Genomic DNA, 16,405 nt, shown 5'->3' with positions numbered 1-16,405 from the left:
CTTTTACCTCCATTATATCTTTTTGGAAATTACATGGGTGCCTTTGCTGCTTTGTTTCGCAACTCGGTTATATTCTTTTTGTAATTCCGGTTGGTTTTCTAAATGTTTTAAATTTATATCAATACGATGCAGTCTTAATTCCGTTAAGGAGTTGCAACTGCTGTTAACTTGTTTTAAATTTAATAATACATCGGAAAGATGATTGAAAATTTCCGTTGCTTTTTGTTGGAATTCGGAATCAAGTATTGGAATCAAATTCCGGAAAGAGGTTTGCGGTTCAGAGCATTGCTGCATGAGTTGAATTCGTTCTGATTCCAGCCCTCTGGATTTTAAATATAAGGCTTGTTCCTTTGTTACAAAGCAATCAAGTGATGCAAGATCGTTTCGAGTAATTGCTTCATATTTATTGCGCTCTAATTCTAAAAAATCTTCATAAAATTTATCATAACGTTCTAAAAAAAGAACTAGTTCTTTCGAAATTTGTTTTTCTAACATCTGATTCGCCCTTTTCCCTGTGCGAGCTTTCCGTTTTCGACATATCTATTGCACAGAAAAAGATATGCATACAAGGCTAATGGCTATCGCTATTAGCCTTGTAGTATAATGTGTGCCAATTCAACAGGATCAATTTGATAGGTATTAGCATTGACTTGTTTTTTTAATGCTTCAACTTTTAAAGATTGCGCATCATTTGTAATGTCAGCCATAAGTTTTTCTTTTAATTTTCCCATATCAAATGTGTTAGAACTAGAAGGAACAGTTGAAGAGATTTCAATTTTGTCAACACGAACCGGTGCACTTTGTTGAGAGCTTTTTGCTTCGTTTCCTACAACCATGGATTTGAAGCTTGCTGTATCAGACTTGCTTGGTTTAATGCGAGTATCAAAATTGCCTTTCTGTGGGTTGGAATGGTATACCCCAAACCACGAATTATTGATGTTCATTTACTTCACCTCAAATAACATATCGGCATAAATAATAAAATGATTAGAGGTAATTTTATTATTACTTTCATTATATTGTCTTTGATTTAGGAAAATTTATATCACTTCGACAAATAACGCTAAAAAGCTTGACAAAATTGGCTTTTTCTTAGATAATAAAAGTATTAGTTTATGTGCTGTTTTCCAAAATGCAGCGAACAACAGATTGTTTTTTTATATAATTTGCACGATTTTTTTCAAAGATAGGATGAGATTTCCTTGTAATTATACAAAATAAGGAAAAATTTTAAGTATCCTCTCTCATCTTTATTTAAAATTTTAAGCAAAAATAAAGGAGGACATTATATGGATTGGATTAACAATGTATCAAGCACGTTGCTATCAAAGAGTTTAGATGGCTTATGGGCAAGGCAGCAGGCAATTTCCGATAACATTACAAACTATGAGACTCCGGGATATAAAAAAAAGGTAGTTTCATTTGAAGATGAGTTAGCGGAAGCCATCAACAATCTAAAGGGAACTAAGTTGGAGAAAATGGATACGATTCGTAAATCCAATATTTTTGAAAACATTGATAATGTACAAGGGCTACGTGCCGACGGCAATAATGTGGATATTGAACAAGAAAATATCGAGTTAGCAAGAAACCAATTACAATATAGTATGGCAATTCGCCAACTAAATGATAATTTTTCACGTTTACGTTATGCAATCAGTGGTGGAACACGGTAGTAGGATTGAGACAGAAAGGAATGAACGTGCATGGCTTTTTTAAGTTCATTAAGTATAAGTGGATCCGGTCTGACAGCGAGTCGGTTGAGAATGGATATTATATCTGAAAACATTTCAAACCAAGAGACTACACGTGCTGCAAACGGTGAACCATATCGTAGGAAAATGGTAGTTTATGAACCAATACAAGATAACAGTTTTCGTTCGATGATGAATAAAAATATCTATCAATCCGGTAAAAAGGGAGTTAGAGTTGCAAAAATTTTAGAAGATGAAACCCCATTTACACCGGTTTATAGGCCGGATCATCCTGATGCGGATGAGAACGGTTATGTTATGATGCCGAACGTTGACCCGGTAAAAGAAACGTTGGATATGATGGCAGCAACAAGAGCGTATGAAGCAAATTTAACTGCTTTTAATGCTGTAAAAACAATGGCATCAAAAGCACTTGAGTTAGGAAGGTAGGCATAAGAATGATATTACAACCAATCTCCAATATAAAACCACTTGCGGAACTCACGCAAAAAAATATGACAATAGGCGTGAATAGTGGTTCACAAATTCCATTTAAATCTTTATTTGAAGATGCAATGAATAGTGTAAAAGAGTCCGACGCCAACTTATCTACAGAAATTCAAAAAGTGGCAACTGGTCAAACCGATGATTTGCATAGTGTGAATATTGCTTCTACAAAAGCTTCACTCGCTCTAGAAATGTTTGTACAATTAAGAAATAAGGCATTAGAATCCTATAATTCCATAATGCAGATGGGCGTATAAACGTATTAAATATATATATAAAGAGAGAAACGGTAAAAAAACCGATAAAAGGGAATGGAATCTACACGGTATATAGATTCTAAATACATTATGTGTGAGGAATTGTAAATGAACGAGCAAGTAGAGAAATACGTGAAACCCATAAAGCAGTTTTGGGAAAAACAAAGCAAGAAAAAAAGAATCATTATGATTAGTGTGCTCGTTGGAATCCTATTGATTGCTATTGTGACAGTTTTAATATTGAATATGAAAACGTATACCATATTATATAGTGGTATTACACAAGAAGAAGCAACTGAGGTAATACAACAGCTATCAAAAGACCAAATTGATTATAAATCACAAAATGGCGGTTCTACTATTTTAGTGGATAAAAAGCAAGAAGAATTAGTCAGAATGAAGCTTGCAACCGCTGGTTATCCACGTTCCGCTCCAAATTATGATTTTTTCAAAAATTCTGTTGATTTTATGTCTACAGAATCTGAAAAACGAACAATGAAAATTTATCAATTGCAAGAAAGATTACAAGATACTATTCAAACAGTGGATGGTGTTAAGGATGCAATTGTAACAATAAACTCCCCTGAAGATAACGGATGGGCTTGGGAAGATAACAAGGAAAATGCGAGTGCATCTGTAAAGCTGACTTTGAAAGATGGTGTAGCTTTAAATGCTTCTCAAGTAAATGGCGTTAAACGGTTGGTATCAACAAGCGTACCTGGAATGAAAATTGAACAAGTTGCCGTAGTAGATTCTACCGGTAATGAGTTGCAATCTTCAGGCGAAAAAACTTATGTTGACATTGCGAATTTCAAATTGGAAATTGAAAAGCAGTACGAAAAAAATATCCACAACAATATTATGCAAGTGCTAACGCCGGTTGTGGGAAAGCAAAACATAAGTGTTGCTGTAAAAGCAAATATGGCATTAGACAAAAAAATTAAAGAGGTTATAACTTATACTCCTTCAACTGAAGACGGTAAAGGAGTTGTTTCCGAGTCTACCGTTGACAAGGAAGCGGTAAAGAACGGACAAAAGCCGGGCGGCATTGCCGGAGCAGAAAACAATACCGAAGTTCCGAATTACCAAGGCATTACGGCTGATGAAAATACCCTTTATTTTAAAGACAATGCAAGCTATAAGTATTTAGTTAATAAAATTACTGAGCAAATCAATGGGGAATCTCCTGAAGTAAAAGATTTAACAGTAGGATTGACTATTAACAGTAAGGAAAAACTACTAAGCGATGCAGAAAAAGAAAGTCTAATGCAGCTAGTCGGAAATGCATCGGGCATTCCGTCTACAAAAGTGACCATTCTCAATACGGATTTTTCTGGAGTAAATAAAAATCCATTGGGACCAAATCAGAACGGAAACATTTTGGAAAACAAAGTATTGATTTTCAGTATGACTGCCGGAACAGTGGTTTTGATTATTGGCTTATTAGTAGTGTTGCTGATATCTAAGAAGATTAAAAAGCGCAGATTGGCGAAAGCACTAGCAGCACAAGAAGCAGCGCAACTTGCTAACCCATATATACCTCCCGCACCAACAGAGCCTATGCCGAATTTAATGGAAGATTTAAAGAAGGTTCCTGAAAGTAAGGAGCAGGTATTAAAGAAAGAGATTCAAGAATTCTCAGATCAAAATCCTGAAATTGTTGCACAACTCCTTAGAACTTGGTTAAAAGGAGATGAAGCTTAATGGTAGAAGCAATTACAGCACAGCAAAAAGCAGCAGCGGTAATCATATCGTTAGGAACTGAAAATGCAGCAAATGTATATCGGTTTTTACATGAAGATGAATTGGAACAACTTACATATGAGATTGCAAGACTGCAACATTTAACGTCACAAGAAGTAGAAGATATTTTGTTAAGCTTCTATCAAATATGTTTAACCCAAAAGGTCGTAACCGAGGGTGGCGTTGAGTTTGCTCGTAGTGTATTGGAAAAAGCATTTGGAGCACAAGCTGCAGCCAGCCTATTAGAACGTGTTACAAAATCATTAAAAACGAAATCGTTTGAGTTTGTTAGAAAAGCGGACTATAAGAATGTTTTAACCGTAATTCAAAACGAACATCCACAAACAATTGCGTTGGTACTATCTTATGCAAAACCTGACCAAGCATCAAATATCATTGCAGACCTACCGAAAGACAAGAGAATTGATGTTGTAGAGCGAATTGCAAAGATGGATCGAACCTCTCCAGAAGTTGTAAAACTTGTGGAACATATTCTAGAGCAAAAACTATCCACCTTCATGTCTGTTGACTATATGGAAGTTGGCGGCGTAAACTACATCGCTGATGTAATGAATCACATTGACCGATCTAATGAAAAATACATCTTTGATGAGCTTAATAAAAAGGATGCAAAACTCACCGACGAGATTCGCAAGAGAATGTTTGTGTTCGAAGATATTATTCTATTGGACGACGTTTCTATCCAAAGATTTTTACGAGAAGCAAACAGCAAAGACTTGGTATTTGCGCTTAAAGGTGCAAATCAAGAAGTATCCGCTGCAATCTTCAAGAATATGTCCAAGCGTTCTGCTGAAACCGTTCAGTCTGACCTTGAATTTACTCATAACGTTCGACTCAAAGATGTTGAAGAAGCACAACAACGTATCGTTGCAATTATTCGACGTTTGGAAGAAGAAGGCGAGCTAGTAATTACTAAGGGTGGAAAGGATGAAATAATTGTATAATATTATTAAATCTTCTCAACAAAGCCCTGATGTGAAAAAAACATTGGAAGTAACACCTGAAATTCGAATTAAATCAAGAGAATATAAAGATCAAAAATCTACTTTCACAAGGCCATTGACTCATGATGAAAAAGTAGCTGCAGATATTATTTCGCAAGCCCAAGCCCAAGCGAAAAAAATTGTGGATCAAGCACAGAATTATAGTATTTACTATATGAAATCTACTGCTGATCGCATTAATGCGCAGCTTCAAAATGCAATGGATCAAGCTGATTCCGAAAACTATTCGACTGCCTCTAAAAAAGGCTACGAAGAGGGCTTTCAAAAAGGTTATCAAGACGGGTTAGCCCAAGCGCAAGCAGAGATGCAGCAATTATTAACTTTTTCTGAAAATATGGTCGAGGGAATCGACAGCGGTATTCAAGATATGCTGAAGAAATATGAAGAGGAGCTTTATTTATTGGCATTTTCAATTGCGAAGATGATTATAAAAAAAGAGCTGGAGCTTTCTTCTGATGCACTCAAAAGTATTGTGGAAAATGCGGCGTTGCAATGCAAAAATCAAGGCTCGCTACGAATCAATATTTCTGTAAACAACTATAAAATGTTTATGAGTAAAGAGTGTGATATCATCAATCGAATGAACAATATATCAGATGATATAAAATTTATAGCAGATCCCAATATGAGTGATACGGATTGCGTTATTGAAACACCAATTGGTGTAATAGATGCTTCCGTTGATACGCAATTGGATAATATCAATATGGGGTTAATCCATAGGCATAAGTAAATTTTCATATCAGAAAAATGAGCTGATTACATAAATAATGTGAGGCAAACATGAGTTTAAAAGATGCACAAATGTTTTTATCACAAATAGACCCCATTAGCCGAATGGGAAAGGTAAAAAGTATTGTTGGTATGATGATTGAGGTTAGTGGACTCATGGCAAATGTAGGCGATATTTGCTTATTGATATCAACTGACCGTATTAACAGTACTCTTGCCGAAGTTGTTGGTTTTAAAGACGATAAGCTTTTGTTAATGGGATACGAAGAGATTAAGGGCGTTGGACCCGGAAGCCTTGTAAAACCGTTAAAGCGAAGATTACGTGTTCCGGTGGGCGACTTTTTAATTGGTCGCACCATTGATGCACTGGGAAATCCAATTGACGGGTTGGGTGATTTTGAAGATCCAACTTATTATCATGTGGATAATGTATTCACTAATCCACTTGACCGACCAAGAATTGATAGCTGTATGAGTTATGGAATTAAGGCAATCGACGGAATGTTGACAATTGGAAAAGGTCAAAGAATGGGTATTTTCGCAGGAAGCGGTGTTGGAAAGAGTACCTTACTCGGAATGATTGCAAAGAATGTTAAATCCGATGTCAACGTAATCGCTCTTGTAGGCGAAAGAGGACGTGAGGTAAAAGAGTTTATCGAAAAGGATTTAGGTGCTGAAGGACTTGCACGTTCCGTTTTGGTAGTTGCAACTTCCGACCAGCCCGCGATGTTACGTGCAAAGTGTGCGATGGTGGCAACCACTATTGCAGAATATTTTAGGGATAACGGTAAAGATGTTTTATTGATGATGGATTCTCTTACTCGTTTTGCAATGGCACAAAGGGAAATAGGCTTAGCAACGGGTGAACCACCAATCGCAAGAGGATATACGCCATCTATTTATGCTGAGCTTCCCAAATTATTGGAACGAAGCGGAAACTTTAAAACAGGTTCGATTACAGGTATCTATACTGTATTAGTCGAGGGCGATGATACGAATGAGCCAATATCCGATACGGTTCGTGGTATTTTGGATGGACATATTGTATTGACAAGAACGTTAGCTCACCGTAATCATTTTCCTGCTATTGATGTGAACGCTAGTATATCAAGGTTAATGAACGATATTGCAACAATAGAACACAAGGAAAAAGCATCAAAAATCAGGGATTTGTTATCTACCTATTATCAAAATTACGATTTGATCTCGATAGGCGCTTATAAATCCGGAGCCAATCCAAAGCTGGATGAGGCAATAGAAAAAATTGATCAAATTAACAATTTTTTAATGCAAAAAACTGATGAAAGCTTTTCTTTTGATGAGACACTCGATTTAATGAACCAAATTTAAAATAAAAGAGGGCAATTGAAATGAAGAAGTTTTCTTTTTCTTTAGAAAAAGTTTTAAATTATAAATGCCAATTGCTTGATGTATTAAAAAACGAACTTTCTGTATTACAACATGAATTGACTAAAATGGAGAACCAAATTCAACAACAGGAGTTTATTTATCAACAAAGCAACAATGAACTTGTTGATAAAATGAACGAAGGAATGGTTCCCGGAGAAATCAGCAGTTATAAAATCTACTTAAGTAATTTGAATGAGCAAATAAAAGTGCTGATGCAAAAAAAAGAACTTCAACAAATGAAAATCGTTAAAAAGCAAGTAGAAATTGTAAATATGAATATCGAAATTGGCAGCTTAGATAAGCTAAAGGAACAACAGTTTGAATCATACAGGCAAGCTTTACAAAAGCAAGAGGAGTTGTTCATTAACGAGTTTATCGGTAATAGTTTGTCGTCTCAAGTATAATTTGTTATCAAAGAGTAGAAATCTATTCTTTTGATATATAAACTAACAAGAGAAAGGGAGGTGAAAAGAATGATACAAATTGCCCCCAAGGCAGTGACTGCTTCGCAAGCACCAAAGGTAAAGGCTCAAAAGCAAGAAGAACCAAGCAAAGATACTTTTTTAACGTTACTCTCAAAAAAGTTGGGTGAAGAAGATTCTTCATTAGAATCGAAGGAATCCACTTCTGAGGAAGCAATTCTTCCTGTTACGGAAACAACAACTCCGCTTTCAGCAGTACAAGAGCTAATTGCTCAATTGGTACAAGCTCCAAACATGCTTGTAGCTCAAGCGATATCTCAAGCAGATGAAACAGTTTCACAAGCAATTCCAATTACGATTGTTCCTGTAGCTCAACAAGTGGTGGCTCAACCAATTCAACTAATAAAGCCTGTTGTAGTAGAAAAGCAAGCTCCAATTATAACGCAAGCAACCATTCCAAATGAGATGATTGCGCAACCGTTACAACAAGAGCAAAGGGTTATGCAGCAAGTTGTAGCTGAGATAGTTCCACAAACAGAAGTTGCTACAGCTCAACAAGCAACCCCTATGTTAGAAACAAAGCCGCAAAATCTGATAAGCAAAACACCCGTAACGGTAGAGCAATCCCCTAAAATGACAGAGACAGTAGTTATACCCGTTGTTTCTACAGAAAGCTCTTCCGATGTTTCTACTCAAACAACCAATACAAAACAGCAACCAATTGTTGTTGAAGGTAAACCATTTGAAAAGCCAAAAGAGGTACAGCAAAATCCAATGGACTTTGTAGTAATAAGCAAACCGACAACGCAAATTGAAAATCCTATGATTGTTAAAATCAGTGATGAGGCGACAAAGCTTGAACCATCGACTCAAACACAGATTGTGGATCAAGTAGTGATGCATGTAAACGATAATAAATCGGAATTTACCATGCAGTTGAATCCGGAACACTTAGGTAAAGTATCGGTAAAGCTTGTTTCTGAAAATGGTGTATTAACTGTAGAGCTACATGCTGAAAATCCTAAAACGCAAAGTTTGCTGTTAAGCAGTACCAATGAAATTAAAGAGTTGGTGCAAGGTGCAACCCATAATACTACTCAAGTAGTGGCTTCTAACCAAAATCATGGAATGCAGCAAAATTATACTCAACAAGAGTCAAAACAGGAAAAGCAGCCGCAGCAACAGCAGCATAAGCAAGAGTTCACGCAAAACGAAGAAGCAAGTACCCTTGATTTCATTTCGATTATGCAAGAACTACAAGCAAAGTCGAAGTATATGCAGCGTGTATAGCAAAGGAGACTAATATGGAAACAACTCAAATTAACGCATATAACAAACCTTCAAAAACCCCTAAAACGGCAGCAGCAAATCCGTTAAACAGCGCAGGCAAAGCAAACGGAACCAGTTTGGATATGCAAGACTTCTTAAATCTCTTATCCGCTCAGCTGACAAATCAAGATGTTATGAATCCATCAACAGATACACAGTTTATTGCACAAATGGCTCAATTCACATCCTTACAAGCGATGCAAACTTTAACTGAAATTTCTTATGCACAATATGGGGCAGCAATGGTAGGAAAAAATGTTATTGTTGCAACCTATGATAAAAAAGGAAATATGGAGAAAGATACCGGTGTTGTAAGCAATGTCAAGTTTATGAATGGTGCAGTATCCATTACCGTAAACGGTAAAGATTACGATATGTCATCTGTTATGGAAGTATTGGATCAGTTGGAAAAGCCACAAGAACCTCAAAAAGCTTAATGGTTTCAATTACTTCATCTACTAATAATGAAAAGAAGGAGGAAATATGACAAACCTAGATATCAATCGGAATTACATACAAGTTAGCAGAACGCCACAAGTAAACAAACCCCAACCGCAAACAACCAATGCAATTGGACAAGGACAAGCTGTTGACTTTAAGACGTTATTTGAAAAGCAACTGCAAAATAACAATCAAGTTACTTTTTCAAAACATGCACAACAACGTGTAACAGAACGAAAAATTGATATTTCAAACCAAACGTTAGTGAAACTAAACGATGCAATTACTGGAGCAAGACAAAAGGGCGTTAAAGATGTACTCGTTTTAAACGGTGATACCATGTTTATTGTTAATACAACCAGCAATACTGTGGTAACCGCTTTAAAAGGTAGCGAACTTAAAAACAATGTTTTCACAAATATTGATGGGACCGTAATTATATAGCTGGACCTTTTTAGGAAGCTATGAACTCTGAACGACAGATGAGTTCAATACGAATCATCATTTGAAATTCAAATGGGATAAGTTAAACGGTCGACGAAAGGGAGAGAATTATGCTAAGAGCATTATATTCAGGCGTTGCAGGCCTTAAAACGCATCAGACAAAAATGGACGTAATCGGTAATAATATCGCAAACGTAAATACATACGGCTTCAAATCTTCCAGAGCATCTTTTAAAGATGTATTCTATCAAACACTTACTGGCTCATCTAATGCAACTGACAACATGGGTGGTGGTAATGCTTCTCAAGTAGGTTATGGATCAATGGTGTCTTCTATTGACGTATTACATACCCGTGCAGGATTTACTCCAACTGGACGTGCAATGGACGTTTTTATTGAAGGTGAAGGATATTTAGTTGCTCGTGATGGAGCAGGCAATGAATTGCTTACTCGTGTAGGTGTATTAAACTTTGATGGACAAGGCAACTTAGTTGACGCAAACAGAAATTATATTTGCGGTTACCCAATTGCTAGAGATGCTGCTGGAAACATCATTTATGAAGAAAGAGTAGCAGTAGCGGGTTCTGCAAAACCAGGTGATTTAGAGGTAGCATTTGGTGCAGCAAATGGTGATAAATTAAATGGATGGAATATCAAAGTAGTAAATGGTACACCTGCATCTTCTTCTGTAAGTGGCAAAACAATTACAGTTACTGGTGCAAATGCTGGTGAAATCGAAGCACAATTAAAAGCACTTGATAAAACAAAATTACCAGATGGTGTTGACCCAAGCCTATTCACAGCAACTTTAAAAACAGGTGGTACATTCCCTGCAACTGGTGTGGAAGTGGTAGCTCCTATAGGTAATGGTGTAACAGCACAAACTGGTATTCCAAAGCTTGATAAAGCAAATGGCCCGCAAAGAATTAAAAAACCTGGAACCTTGTCTGATTCAAACGGCGACGGTATTCCTGATCAAGAAGCTACTGATGTTGCAGAATTAAAAGGTATTGCAATCGGTGCTGATGGTATTATTTCCGGAACAACTGCCGATGGTAAAATTATTCCAATCGGACAAATTTGTTTGGCAAACGTACCTAACCCAGAGGCTTTAGTGTTAGAGGGTAACTCTTATTTTAAAGCAGTTAACAATACAGGTGATATTACATATGCCGGTGCCGGTGAAGGCGTATCCGGTAGCTTGATTTCAGGCGGTTTGGAAATGTCAAACGTTGACTTATCAACAGAATTTGCAGATATGATTATTACTCAAAGAGGATTCCAAGCAAACTCAAGAATTATCACCGTTGGCGATGAAATGCTTCAAGAGCTCGTTAATATGAAACGATAAGAATGAATAACAAAAACCGCCCTATTATAGGGTAGGGCGGTGTAATTATATGGAGGGATTATATGATTATTCTAACTGGATTAAACGGAACACCTTTTGTTCTGAATTGCACCCTAATTGAAACAATGTACGAAATCCCCGAAACAAAAATTTCATTAACGAATGGAAAATACTATTTGGTTAAAGAAAGCCAAGAAGAAGTAATTCAAAAAATAATTGATTACAATAGGAATATTTTTAAAGATGCAATCCGCATTGCAAAGTAAATTTCTTCGGATTTTATTTGCCGCGTAAATAAAATTCAGACATCTTTTGTATTATCATTTAGACGCGGAGAAATGGCGGTTTCTATGGATTTAACAAGTATATTAGGCTTATTAGCTGGCTTGGGACTTATTGTATACGGAATTATGTTTGAGGGTAATGCCTTCTTACCTAGTAATATAATTCGTTTTATAAATATGCCAAGCTTTTATATTACAATTGGTGGAACAATTGCGGCGACAATAACGGCTTTTCCAATAGGATACTTTAAACATATACCAAAGCATCTGAAAATTATTGCAACAAAAAATAAATTTCAACCCGAAAAATATATTAAAATCATTGTTGAATTTGCGCAAGACGCTCGAAGAAAAGGTATTTTATCGTTAGAGGATAAAGTAAACGAGCAAGACGATGAATTTTTAAAGAAAAGTATTATGCTGATTGTCGATGCAATTGACCCTGCCAAAGCAAAGCAAATGCTTGAAAATGAGCTAGATTGTTTAGATAGCCGCCATTTATCCGGTGTTAAGATTTATGAAAAAGCCTCAAGCTTGGCTCCTGCTTTTGGTATGATTGGTACGTTAATCGGTTTGATTAACATGTTGGCTGGGCTAGATATGGATTCAGCCAATGGAGCGAAAAATTTGACAAGTGGTATGGCAGTTGCATTGATTACTACGCTATACGGTAGTATGCTTGCTAATATGTTGTTAACACCAATGGCAAATAAGCTTCGTGTTCGTCATGCAGAAGAGATGCTATGCAGAGAAATCATTGTAGAAGGCGTTCTTGCAATTCAAGCAGGCGATAACCCAAAACATATTGAAGAACGTTTATGTGCATATTTAGCAGATTCTCAACGTGATAAATTTGTTTCGAAAGCAGGAAGCAGCGAAGATTCAGGGAAAAAAGGCAGAAGATAAAGTCAATTGACTATCGTAAGGGAGGTTTATCATGGCTCGTAAAAAGAAAGACGACGTTGAAGAAGGCGCATATTGGATGGACACCTATGGTGATATGGTAACCCTTCTACTAACCTTTTTTGTTCTTTTATTCTCTATGTCATCTATTAAACAAGAAAAATGGCAAATGCTTGTTACTGCTTTAAAAGGACAATTTAAAACAACCGAACAGTTGGTTGTTGCCAATCCGGGGGCAAATGGCGATGAAAAAGGAAATGGTAAAGTTCCACCATCAGGAAAAGATTCAACAATGGGAACTGAAGACAAAAAAGTTGATAAAGTAGAAAGCTTTGATGACCTTTATCTTTATTTAAAGCAATATGTTGAAAGTAAAGGGCTTGAAGGAGATGTCCAGCTTTCTAAAGGTGATGGATTTACCTATATTCAGTTTAAAAATAATATTTTCTTTGATGGCGATAGTTCTGTGTTACGTTCGGATGGTAAAGTGATATTAGATGTTTTATCGGGCGCTCTTGCCGGAATACCGAAAGAAATAAAAGAAATTTCAGTGTATGGACATACTGCACAAGAGCGTGTGGATCAGCCAAATACTGTTAATTTTGACTGGTCATTATCAAATGATAGAGCTAAAAATGTTGTATTATATTTAATTGATAAAAACATTTTAAGTAATGATAAATATGCTTCCAGTGGTTTTGGCCAAAATAGACCAATTGTACCTCATGATGGTACAGAGGCAACACGAAGAAAAAATCGTCGAGTGGAAATAAGAATTACGCAAAGTGGAAAAGCGATAACCGCAATAGAGGAAATATATAATCAGCTGAATAATCCATCCAGCACGGAGAAAAAGGCGGATTAACTTTAAAGAATTTCTATTGATATCAATAAACAGATTGCATCCAAGGTAAACATTTTGTTGGATGCAAAGAAATGGTGGTTACTATGGCAGAAGTATTGTCCCAGAAACAGATTGACGAATTACTTGGCAATCTGCAAAGTGGCGGGAAAGATATTAACGAAGTGCAGCAGGAGTCAAAAGAAAAGAAATATAAAGAATATGACTTTCGAACGCCGAAGCGAATAACAAGAGACCAAATTAAGCTTCTAGACAGTATATTTGAAAATTTTTCAAGACTTTTGGCGTTACAACTATCGAGTATTTTACGAATTAGTTGCGAAGCTGAGTTAGTAACCCTTGAAGAACAACAATATTATGAGTTTAGTAATGCATTGAATGATTCGGTTTTAATGGGTATTTTTAGTTTAGATCGAAAAATAAACGACAATGAAAAACAAATTATAATGGAAATGGCACGTCCGTTATCTTATAGCATCATTGATCGATTATTAGGTGGAAACGGCGAAGGTTATAATGTTGATAAAGATTATACAGATATTGAGCTCTCAATTATGCGATACATATTTGAAAAATTAGCATCCATATTTACAAACGCTTGGAGCAATTATATTGATGTAACAGCAGATTATGATATGATTGAAACCAATTCCAGATTGATTCAATCTATTGCTCCTGATGAAACAATTGTAATTATTATAATCGAAGTTACCATTCGATCATTAAAGGAAAAAATCAATATTTGTATTCCTTCGGAATCTTTAAATACCATTTTTAAATCTTTCGAAAATAAATTTGTAAGAGTGTCGAAAAAAGGTGACACCTTCATTGAAAACCAAAGAAAAGAATTTATTCTGGACAGCCTAAATGAAGCACCACTAACAGTTACCGGATTATTGGGTGAATCAGAAATTAAACTCCAGGATTTACTCAATTTACAAGTAGGGGATATTATTCCGTTAGGTACACCTGTACAAGGAAATACAATTCAAGTCAACGTGGATGAGCATCCTTGGTTTATGGGTGTTATGGGCGTTAAGAAGAAAAAATATGCGATTAAAATAGGCAAAGTCCTTGATTAATAGAAATAAAAGTGGAAGGTGATACAATGGACACAAAAACAGAGCTATTTTCTCCAATGGAAATAGATGCAATCGGCGAAATATTAAATATTAGCCTTGGTTCATCTGCAACATCCGTATCAGGATTGTTGGACCGCAGAGTAAATATTACTACACCGAAGGTTTCGGTCAGCACAGCATCAGAGTTTAAGTTTGATGCTTTTGAACCGGCTATTGCAGTAGAAATCAATTATATATCCGGACTTTCCGGAACAAATATTATGATTTTAAAAGAAACAGATGTTCAAGCAATAGTTGGATTACTTCTTGGAACGGATTATTCGGATCAAGAATTCGTTATGGACGAAATGAGTATCAGCGCAATTTGCGAGGTCATGAATCAGATGATGGGTGCGGCATCAACTGCACTATCTCAGTTTTTAAATCGCACAGTTAATATTTCTACTCCAACAACGTTTCCAATTGAAAATGCGGATGAGTTTAAACGTAAATATTATAAAGATAATGATGAATTGATAACCGTTAGCTTTAATTTAATGATTGAAAACATGGTTAACAGTGAATTTATCAGCGTATTGACAGTTGATTTGGCAAAAGAATTATTATCTTTATTTAATATGGAAGAACCTGATTTATCAGGTCCTACCGAACCAATTCCACAGCCAAAGCCTCAACCACAGCCAATAGCACCACCGGTAAGTACACCGCAACAACCTACATATACACAACAGCCGGCGCCTCAACAGCCAAAGCCGCAGCCTCGCCCAGTACAGCAAAAGCCAAGAGTGGTAGAGCAGTATGTGGATGTAAATATGCAGCCGCCATCTTACGAGATGTTCGATGAGGATACTGCATTAACAGATAATGAATCGAATAACTTAAATATGATTATGTCTATTCCGCTTCAAATTACAGTAGAAATCGGTAGAACGAAAAAGAAAATCAAGGAAATACTTGAATTTACTACAGGAACAATCATTGAACTGAATAAACAAGCAGGAACACAAGTAGACGTTTTTGTGAACGGTCAAGCGATTGCCAAAGGCGATGTCGTTGTTGTAGATGATTACTATGGCGTGAGAATTACAGAAGTATCAAGCAATAGTGAGATTCTTAAATTATTATAATCACTGAAAGCAAGAAAAGGGGAAAGAAATATGAATAAGAAAATTATGCTTGTCGATGATGCTGCATTTATGAGAATGATGATTAAAGACACATTAAAGAAAAATGGATTTGAAGATATTGTTGAAGCAGCAAATGGCCAAGAAGCAGTAGCTGCATATGAAGAGCATCATCCTGATTTAGTAATCATGGATATCACAATGCCTGTTATGGATGGTTTACAAGCATTGCAAGCAATCAAGGCTGCTGATCCAAATGCAACTGTTGTTATGTGTTCTGCTATGGGACAAGAGAATATGGTACTTGATGCATTGAAATTAGGTGCACAAGATTTTATTGTAAAACCATTTAAAGCAGACAGAATCATGAAAACAGTTTCTACGGTTTTAGGTCAATAAAATGAAAACAAACTTTTTTCCAGAGTTAATTATTTATATTATTGCAATTGCAGCTTGTCTTTATGGATGCTATGTGTTGAGCAAGTTCGTTGCAAAGAAAATGAATCGTACAATGTCCGGAAATAAAATTAAGGTCATTGAACGAGTTGCATTCGGACAGGATAAATGTATCGCTTTATGTAATATTTGCGGAAATTATTTTGTAATTGGCGTTTCAAATCAAAATATTAAAATCCTTTTGAAATTGGATGAAAGTTATTTTGAAAATGAAGAAGCTCCACCAAAAGCAAATTTTGCAGATATGTTTCAGTCAGCTTTAAAAACGACAATACATAAGTCTAAAAACAACGACTCAAACCAGTTTAATACGCAAGCTTAGAAATGGCGGTAACCAA

21 protein-coding genes are annotated in these 16,405 nt (G+C 36.0%); 19 read left to right on the top strand and 2 right to left on the bottom strand.

Going from position 1 to position 16,405, the window contains the following annotated elements; all coding sequences use genetic code 11:
* Nucleotides 1-12: 12 nt before the first annotated feature.
* Nucleotides 13-495 carry a flagellar export chaperone FlgN gene (gene flgN, locus RBG61_RS06205; RefSeq protein ID WP_307946816.1) on the bottom strand — a complete coding sequence of 161 codons (483 nt, stop codon included), beginning with the start codon at nt 493-495 and terminating at the stop codon, nt 13-15.
* Between the two features lie 92 nt (nt 496-587).
* Nucleotides 588-944 carry a flagellar biosynthesis anti-sigma factor FlgM gene (locus tag RBG61_RS06200; protein WP_307946814.1) on the bottom strand — a complete coding sequence of 119 codons (357 nt, stop codon included), beginning with the start codon at nt 942-944 and terminating at the stop codon, nt 588-590.
* A 345-nt stretch (nt 945-1,289) separates the two neighbouring features.
* Here RBG61_RS06200 and flgB point away from each other — a divergent pair, with 345 nt between their 5' ends.
* The 19 genes from flgB (at nt 1,290) to RBG61_RS06105 (ending at nt 16,389) form a co-directional block, all read left to right on the top strand.
* Nucleotides 1,290-1,676 carry a flagellar basal body rod protein FlgB gene (gene flgB, locus RBG61_RS06195; protein WP_307946812.1) on the top strand — a complete coding sequence of 129 codons (387 nt, stop codon included), beginning with the start codon at nt 1,290-1,292 and terminating at the stop codon, nt 1,674-1,676.
* A gap of 30 nt (nt 1,677-1,706) precedes the next feature.
* Nucleotides 1,707-2,144, top strand: a complete 438-nt coding sequence (gene flgC / locus RBG61_RS06190) for a flagellar basal body rod protein FlgC (RefSeq protein WP_307946810.1) — start codon at nt 1,707-1,709, stop codon at nt 2,142-2,144.
* An 8-nt stretch (nt 2,145-2,152) separates the two neighbouring features.
* Entirely contained in the window at nt 2,153-2,458 is a 306-nt protein-coding gene (gene fliE / locus RBG61_RS06185) for a flagellar hook-basal body complex protein FliE (protein ID WP_307946807.1), read from the top strand.
* A gap of 108 nt (nt 2,459-2,566) precedes the next feature.
* On the top strand, nt 2,567-4,162 hold the full coding sequence (gene fliF / locus RBG61_RS06180; protein WP_307946804.1) for a flagellar basal-body MS-ring/collar protein FliF: 1,596 nt from the start codon (nt 2,567-2,569) through the stop codon (nt 4,160-4,162).
* A complete protein-coding gene (gene fliG / locus RBG61_RS06175) occupies nt 4,162-5,166 on the top strand; it encodes a flagellar motor switch protein FliG (RefSeq protein ID WP_307946803.1) in 1,005 nt (334 codons plus the stop codon). The genes fliF and fliG overlap by 1 nt, the downstream gene beginning before the upstream one ends.
* Complete coding sequence (locus tag RBG61_RS06170; RefSeq protein WP_307946800.1) at nt 5,159-5,959, top strand: FliH/SctL family protein; 801 nt, start codon at nt 5,159-5,161, stop codon at nt 5,957-5,959. Before fliG ends, RBG61_RS06170 begins: the two co-directional genes overlap by 8 nt.
* A 50-nt stretch (nt 5,960-6,009) precedes the next feature.
* Nucleotides 6,010-7,308, top strand: coding sequence for a flagellar protein export ATPase FliI (gene fliI / locus RBG61_RS06165; RefSeq protein ID WP_307946798.1), 1,299 nt, complete (start codon nt 6,010-6,012; stop codon nt 7,306-7,308).
* A gap of 20 nt (nt 7,309-7,328) precedes the next feature.
* Nucleotides 7,329-7,772: a flagellar export protein FliJ gene (locus RBG61_RS06160; RefSeq protein WP_307946795.1), complete on the top strand. Its 444-nt coding sequence runs from the start codon at nt 7,329-7,331 to the stop codon at nt 7,770-7,772.
* Between the two features lie 69 nt (nt 7,773-7,841).
* A complete protein-coding gene (locus RBG61_RS06155) occupies nt 7,842-9,080 on the top strand; it encodes a flagellar hook-length control protein FliK (protein ID WP_307946793.1) in 1,239 nt (412 codons plus the stop codon).
* A gap of 14 nt (nt 9,081-9,094) precedes the next feature.
* Complete coding sequence (locus RBG61_RS06150) at nt 9,095-9,556, top strand: flagellar hook capping FlgD N-terminal domain-containing protein (protein WP_307946790.1); 462 nt, start codon at nt 9,095-9,097, stop codon at nt 9,554-9,556.
* 46 nt (nt 9,557-9,602) lie between these two features.
* On the top strand, nt 9,603-10,004 hold the full coding sequence (locus tag RBG61_RS06145) for a TIGR02530 family flagellar biosynthesis protein (protein ID WP_307946787.1): 402 nt from the start codon (nt 9,603-9,605) through the stop codon (nt 10,002-10,004).
* Nucleotides 10,005-10,114: 110 nt separating this feature from the next.
* Nucleotides 10,115-11,356 (top strand): flagellar hook protein FlgE, encoded by a 1,242-nt coding sequence (locus RBG61_RS06140; protein WP_307946784.1) that lies wholly within the window; start codon nt 10,115-10,117, stop codon nt 11,354-11,356.
* A 62-nt stretch (nt 11,357-11,418) separates the two neighbouring features.
* The gene (locus tag RBG61_RS06135) at nt 11,419-11,622 is read left to right on the top strand and encodes a flagellar FlbD family protein (RefSeq protein WP_307946783.1); all 204 of its coding nucleotides are present in this window, start codon (nt 11,419-11,421) and stop codon (nt 11,620-11,622) included.
* Between the two features lie 84 nt (nt 11,623-11,706).
* Nucleotides 11,707-12,546 (top strand): motility protein A, encoded by an 840-nt coding sequence (locus tag RBG61_RS06130; protein WP_307946781.1) that lies wholly within the window; start codon nt 11,707-11,709, stop codon nt 12,544-12,546.
* A gap of 31 nt (nt 12,547-12,577) precedes the next feature.
* Nucleotides 12,578-13,408 (top strand): OmpA/MotB family protein, encoded by an 831-nt coding sequence (locus tag RBG61_RS06125; RefSeq protein WP_307946779.1) that lies wholly within the window; start codon nt 12,578-12,580, stop codon nt 13,406-13,408.
* 83 nt (nt 13,409-13,491) lie between these two features.
* Nucleotides 13,492-14,487 (top strand): flagellar motor switch protein FliM, encoded by a 996-nt coding sequence (gene fliM, locus RBG61_RS06120; RefSeq protein ID WP_307946776.1) that lies wholly within the window; start codon nt 13,492-13,494, stop codon nt 14,485-14,487.
* 26 nt (nt 14,488-14,513) lie between these two features.
* Nucleotides 14,514-15,614, top strand: a complete 1,101-nt coding sequence (fliY, locus tag RBG61_RS06115; protein ID WP_307946773.1) for a flagellar motor switch phosphatase FliY — start codon at nt 14,514-14,516, stop codon at nt 15,612-15,614.
* Between the two features lie 30 nt (nt 15,615-15,644).
* The gene (locus RBG61_RS06110) at nt 15,645-16,010 is read left to right on the top strand and encodes a response regulator (protein ID WP_307946771.1); all 366 of its coding nucleotides are present in this window, start codon (nt 15,645-15,647) and stop codon (nt 16,008-16,010) included.
* Between the two features lies 1 nt (nt 16,011).
* Nucleotides 16,012-16,389, top strand: a complete 378-nt coding sequence (locus RBG61_RS06105) for a flagellar biosynthetic protein FliO (protein ID WP_307946769.1) — start codon at nt 16,012-16,014, stop codon at nt 16,387-16,389.
* The last annotated feature ends 16 nt before the right edge of the window (nt 16,390-16,405 follow it).

This window comes from Paludicola sp. MB14-C6, from assembly GCF_030908625.1.
In the GTDB taxonomy this organism is placed as follows: domain Bacteria; phylum Bacillota; class Clostridia; order Oscillospirales; family Ruminococcaceae; genus Paludihabitans.
The sequence above is the reverse complement of the archived record's forward strand: the minus strand, read 5'-3'. Positions and strand labels throughout refer to the sequence as shown.

What these genes read in the sequence shown, in the direction of transcription:
- flgN (WP_307946816.1), bottom strand. Translation starts at nt 495, where the DNA reads ATGTTAGAAAAACAAATTTCGAAAGAACTAGTTCTTTTTTTAGAACGT.
- RBG61_RS06200 (WP_307946814.1), bottom strand. Translation starts at nt 944, where the DNA reads ATGAACATCAATAATTCGTGGTTTGGGGTATACCATTCCAACCCACAG.
- flgB (WP_307946812.1), top strand. Translation starts at nt 1,290, where the DNA reads ATGGATTGGATTAACAATGTATCAAGCACGTTGCTATCAAAGAGTTTA.
- flgC (WP_307946810.1), top strand. Translation starts at nt 1,707, where the DNA reads ATGGCTTTTTTAAGTTCATTAAGTATAAGTGGATCCGGTCTGACAGCG.
- fliE (WP_307946807.1), top strand. Translation starts at nt 2,153, where the DNA reads ATGATATTACAACCAATCTCCAATATAAAACCACTTGCGGAACTCACG.
- fliF (WP_307946804.1), top strand. Translation starts at nt 2,567, where the DNA reads ATGAACGAGCAAGTAGAGAAATACGTGAAACCCATAAAGCAGTTTTGG.
- fliG (WP_307946803.1), top strand. Translation starts at nt 4,162, where the DNA reads ATGGTAGAAGCAATTACAGCACAGCAAAAAGCAGCAGCGGTAATCATA.
- fliI (WP_307946798.1), top strand. Translation starts at nt 6,010, where the DNA reads ATGAGTTTAAAAGATGCACAAATGTTTTTATCACAAATAGACCCCATT.
- RBG61_RS06160 (WP_307946795.1), top strand. Translation starts at nt 7,329, where the DNA reads ATGAAGAAGTTTTCTTTTTCTTTAGAAAAAGTTTTAAATTATAAATGC.
- RBG61_RS06155 (WP_307946793.1), top strand. Translation starts at nt 7,842, where the DNA reads ATGATACAAATTGCCCCCAAGGCAGTGACTGCTTCGCAAGCACCAAAG.
- RBG61_RS06150 (WP_307946790.1), top strand. Translation starts at nt 9,095, where the DNA reads ATGGAAACAACTCAAATTAACGCATATAACAAACCTTCAAAAACCCCT.
- RBG61_RS06145 (WP_307946787.1), top strand. Translation starts at nt 9,603, where the DNA reads ATGACAAACCTAGATATCAATCGGAATTACATACAAGTTAGCAGAACG.
- RBG61_RS06140 (WP_307946784.1), top strand. Translation starts at nt 10,115, where the DNA reads ATGCTAAGAGCATTATATTCAGGCGTTGCAGGCCTTAAAACGCATCAG.
- RBG61_RS06135 (WP_307946783.1), top strand. Translation starts at nt 11,419, where the DNA reads ATGATTATTCTAACTGGATTAAACGGAACACCTTTTGTTCTGAATTGC.
- RBG61_RS06130 (WP_307946781.1), top strand. Translation starts at nt 11,707, where the DNA reads ATGGATTTAACAAGTATATTAGGCTTATTAGCTGGCTTGGGACTTATT.
- RBG61_RS06125 (WP_307946779.1), top strand. Translation starts at nt 12,578, where the DNA reads ATGGCTCGTAAAAAGAAAGACGACGTTGAAGAAGGCGCATATTGGATG.
- fliM (WP_307946776.1), top strand. Translation starts at nt 13,492, where the DNA reads ATGGCAGAAGTATTGTCCCAGAAACAGATTGACGAATTACTTGGCAAT.
- fliY (WP_307946773.1), top strand. Translation starts at nt 14,514, where the DNA reads ATGGACACAAAAACAGAGCTATTTTCTCCAATGGAAATAGATGCAATC.
- RBG61_RS06110 (WP_307946771.1), top strand. Translation starts at nt 15,645, where the DNA reads ATGAATAAGAAAATTATGCTTGTCGATGATGCTGCATTTATGAGAATG.
- RBG61_RS06105 (WP_307946769.1), top strand. Translation starts at nt 16,012, where the DNA reads ATGAAAACAAACTTTTTTCCAGAGTTAATTATTTATATTATTGCAATT.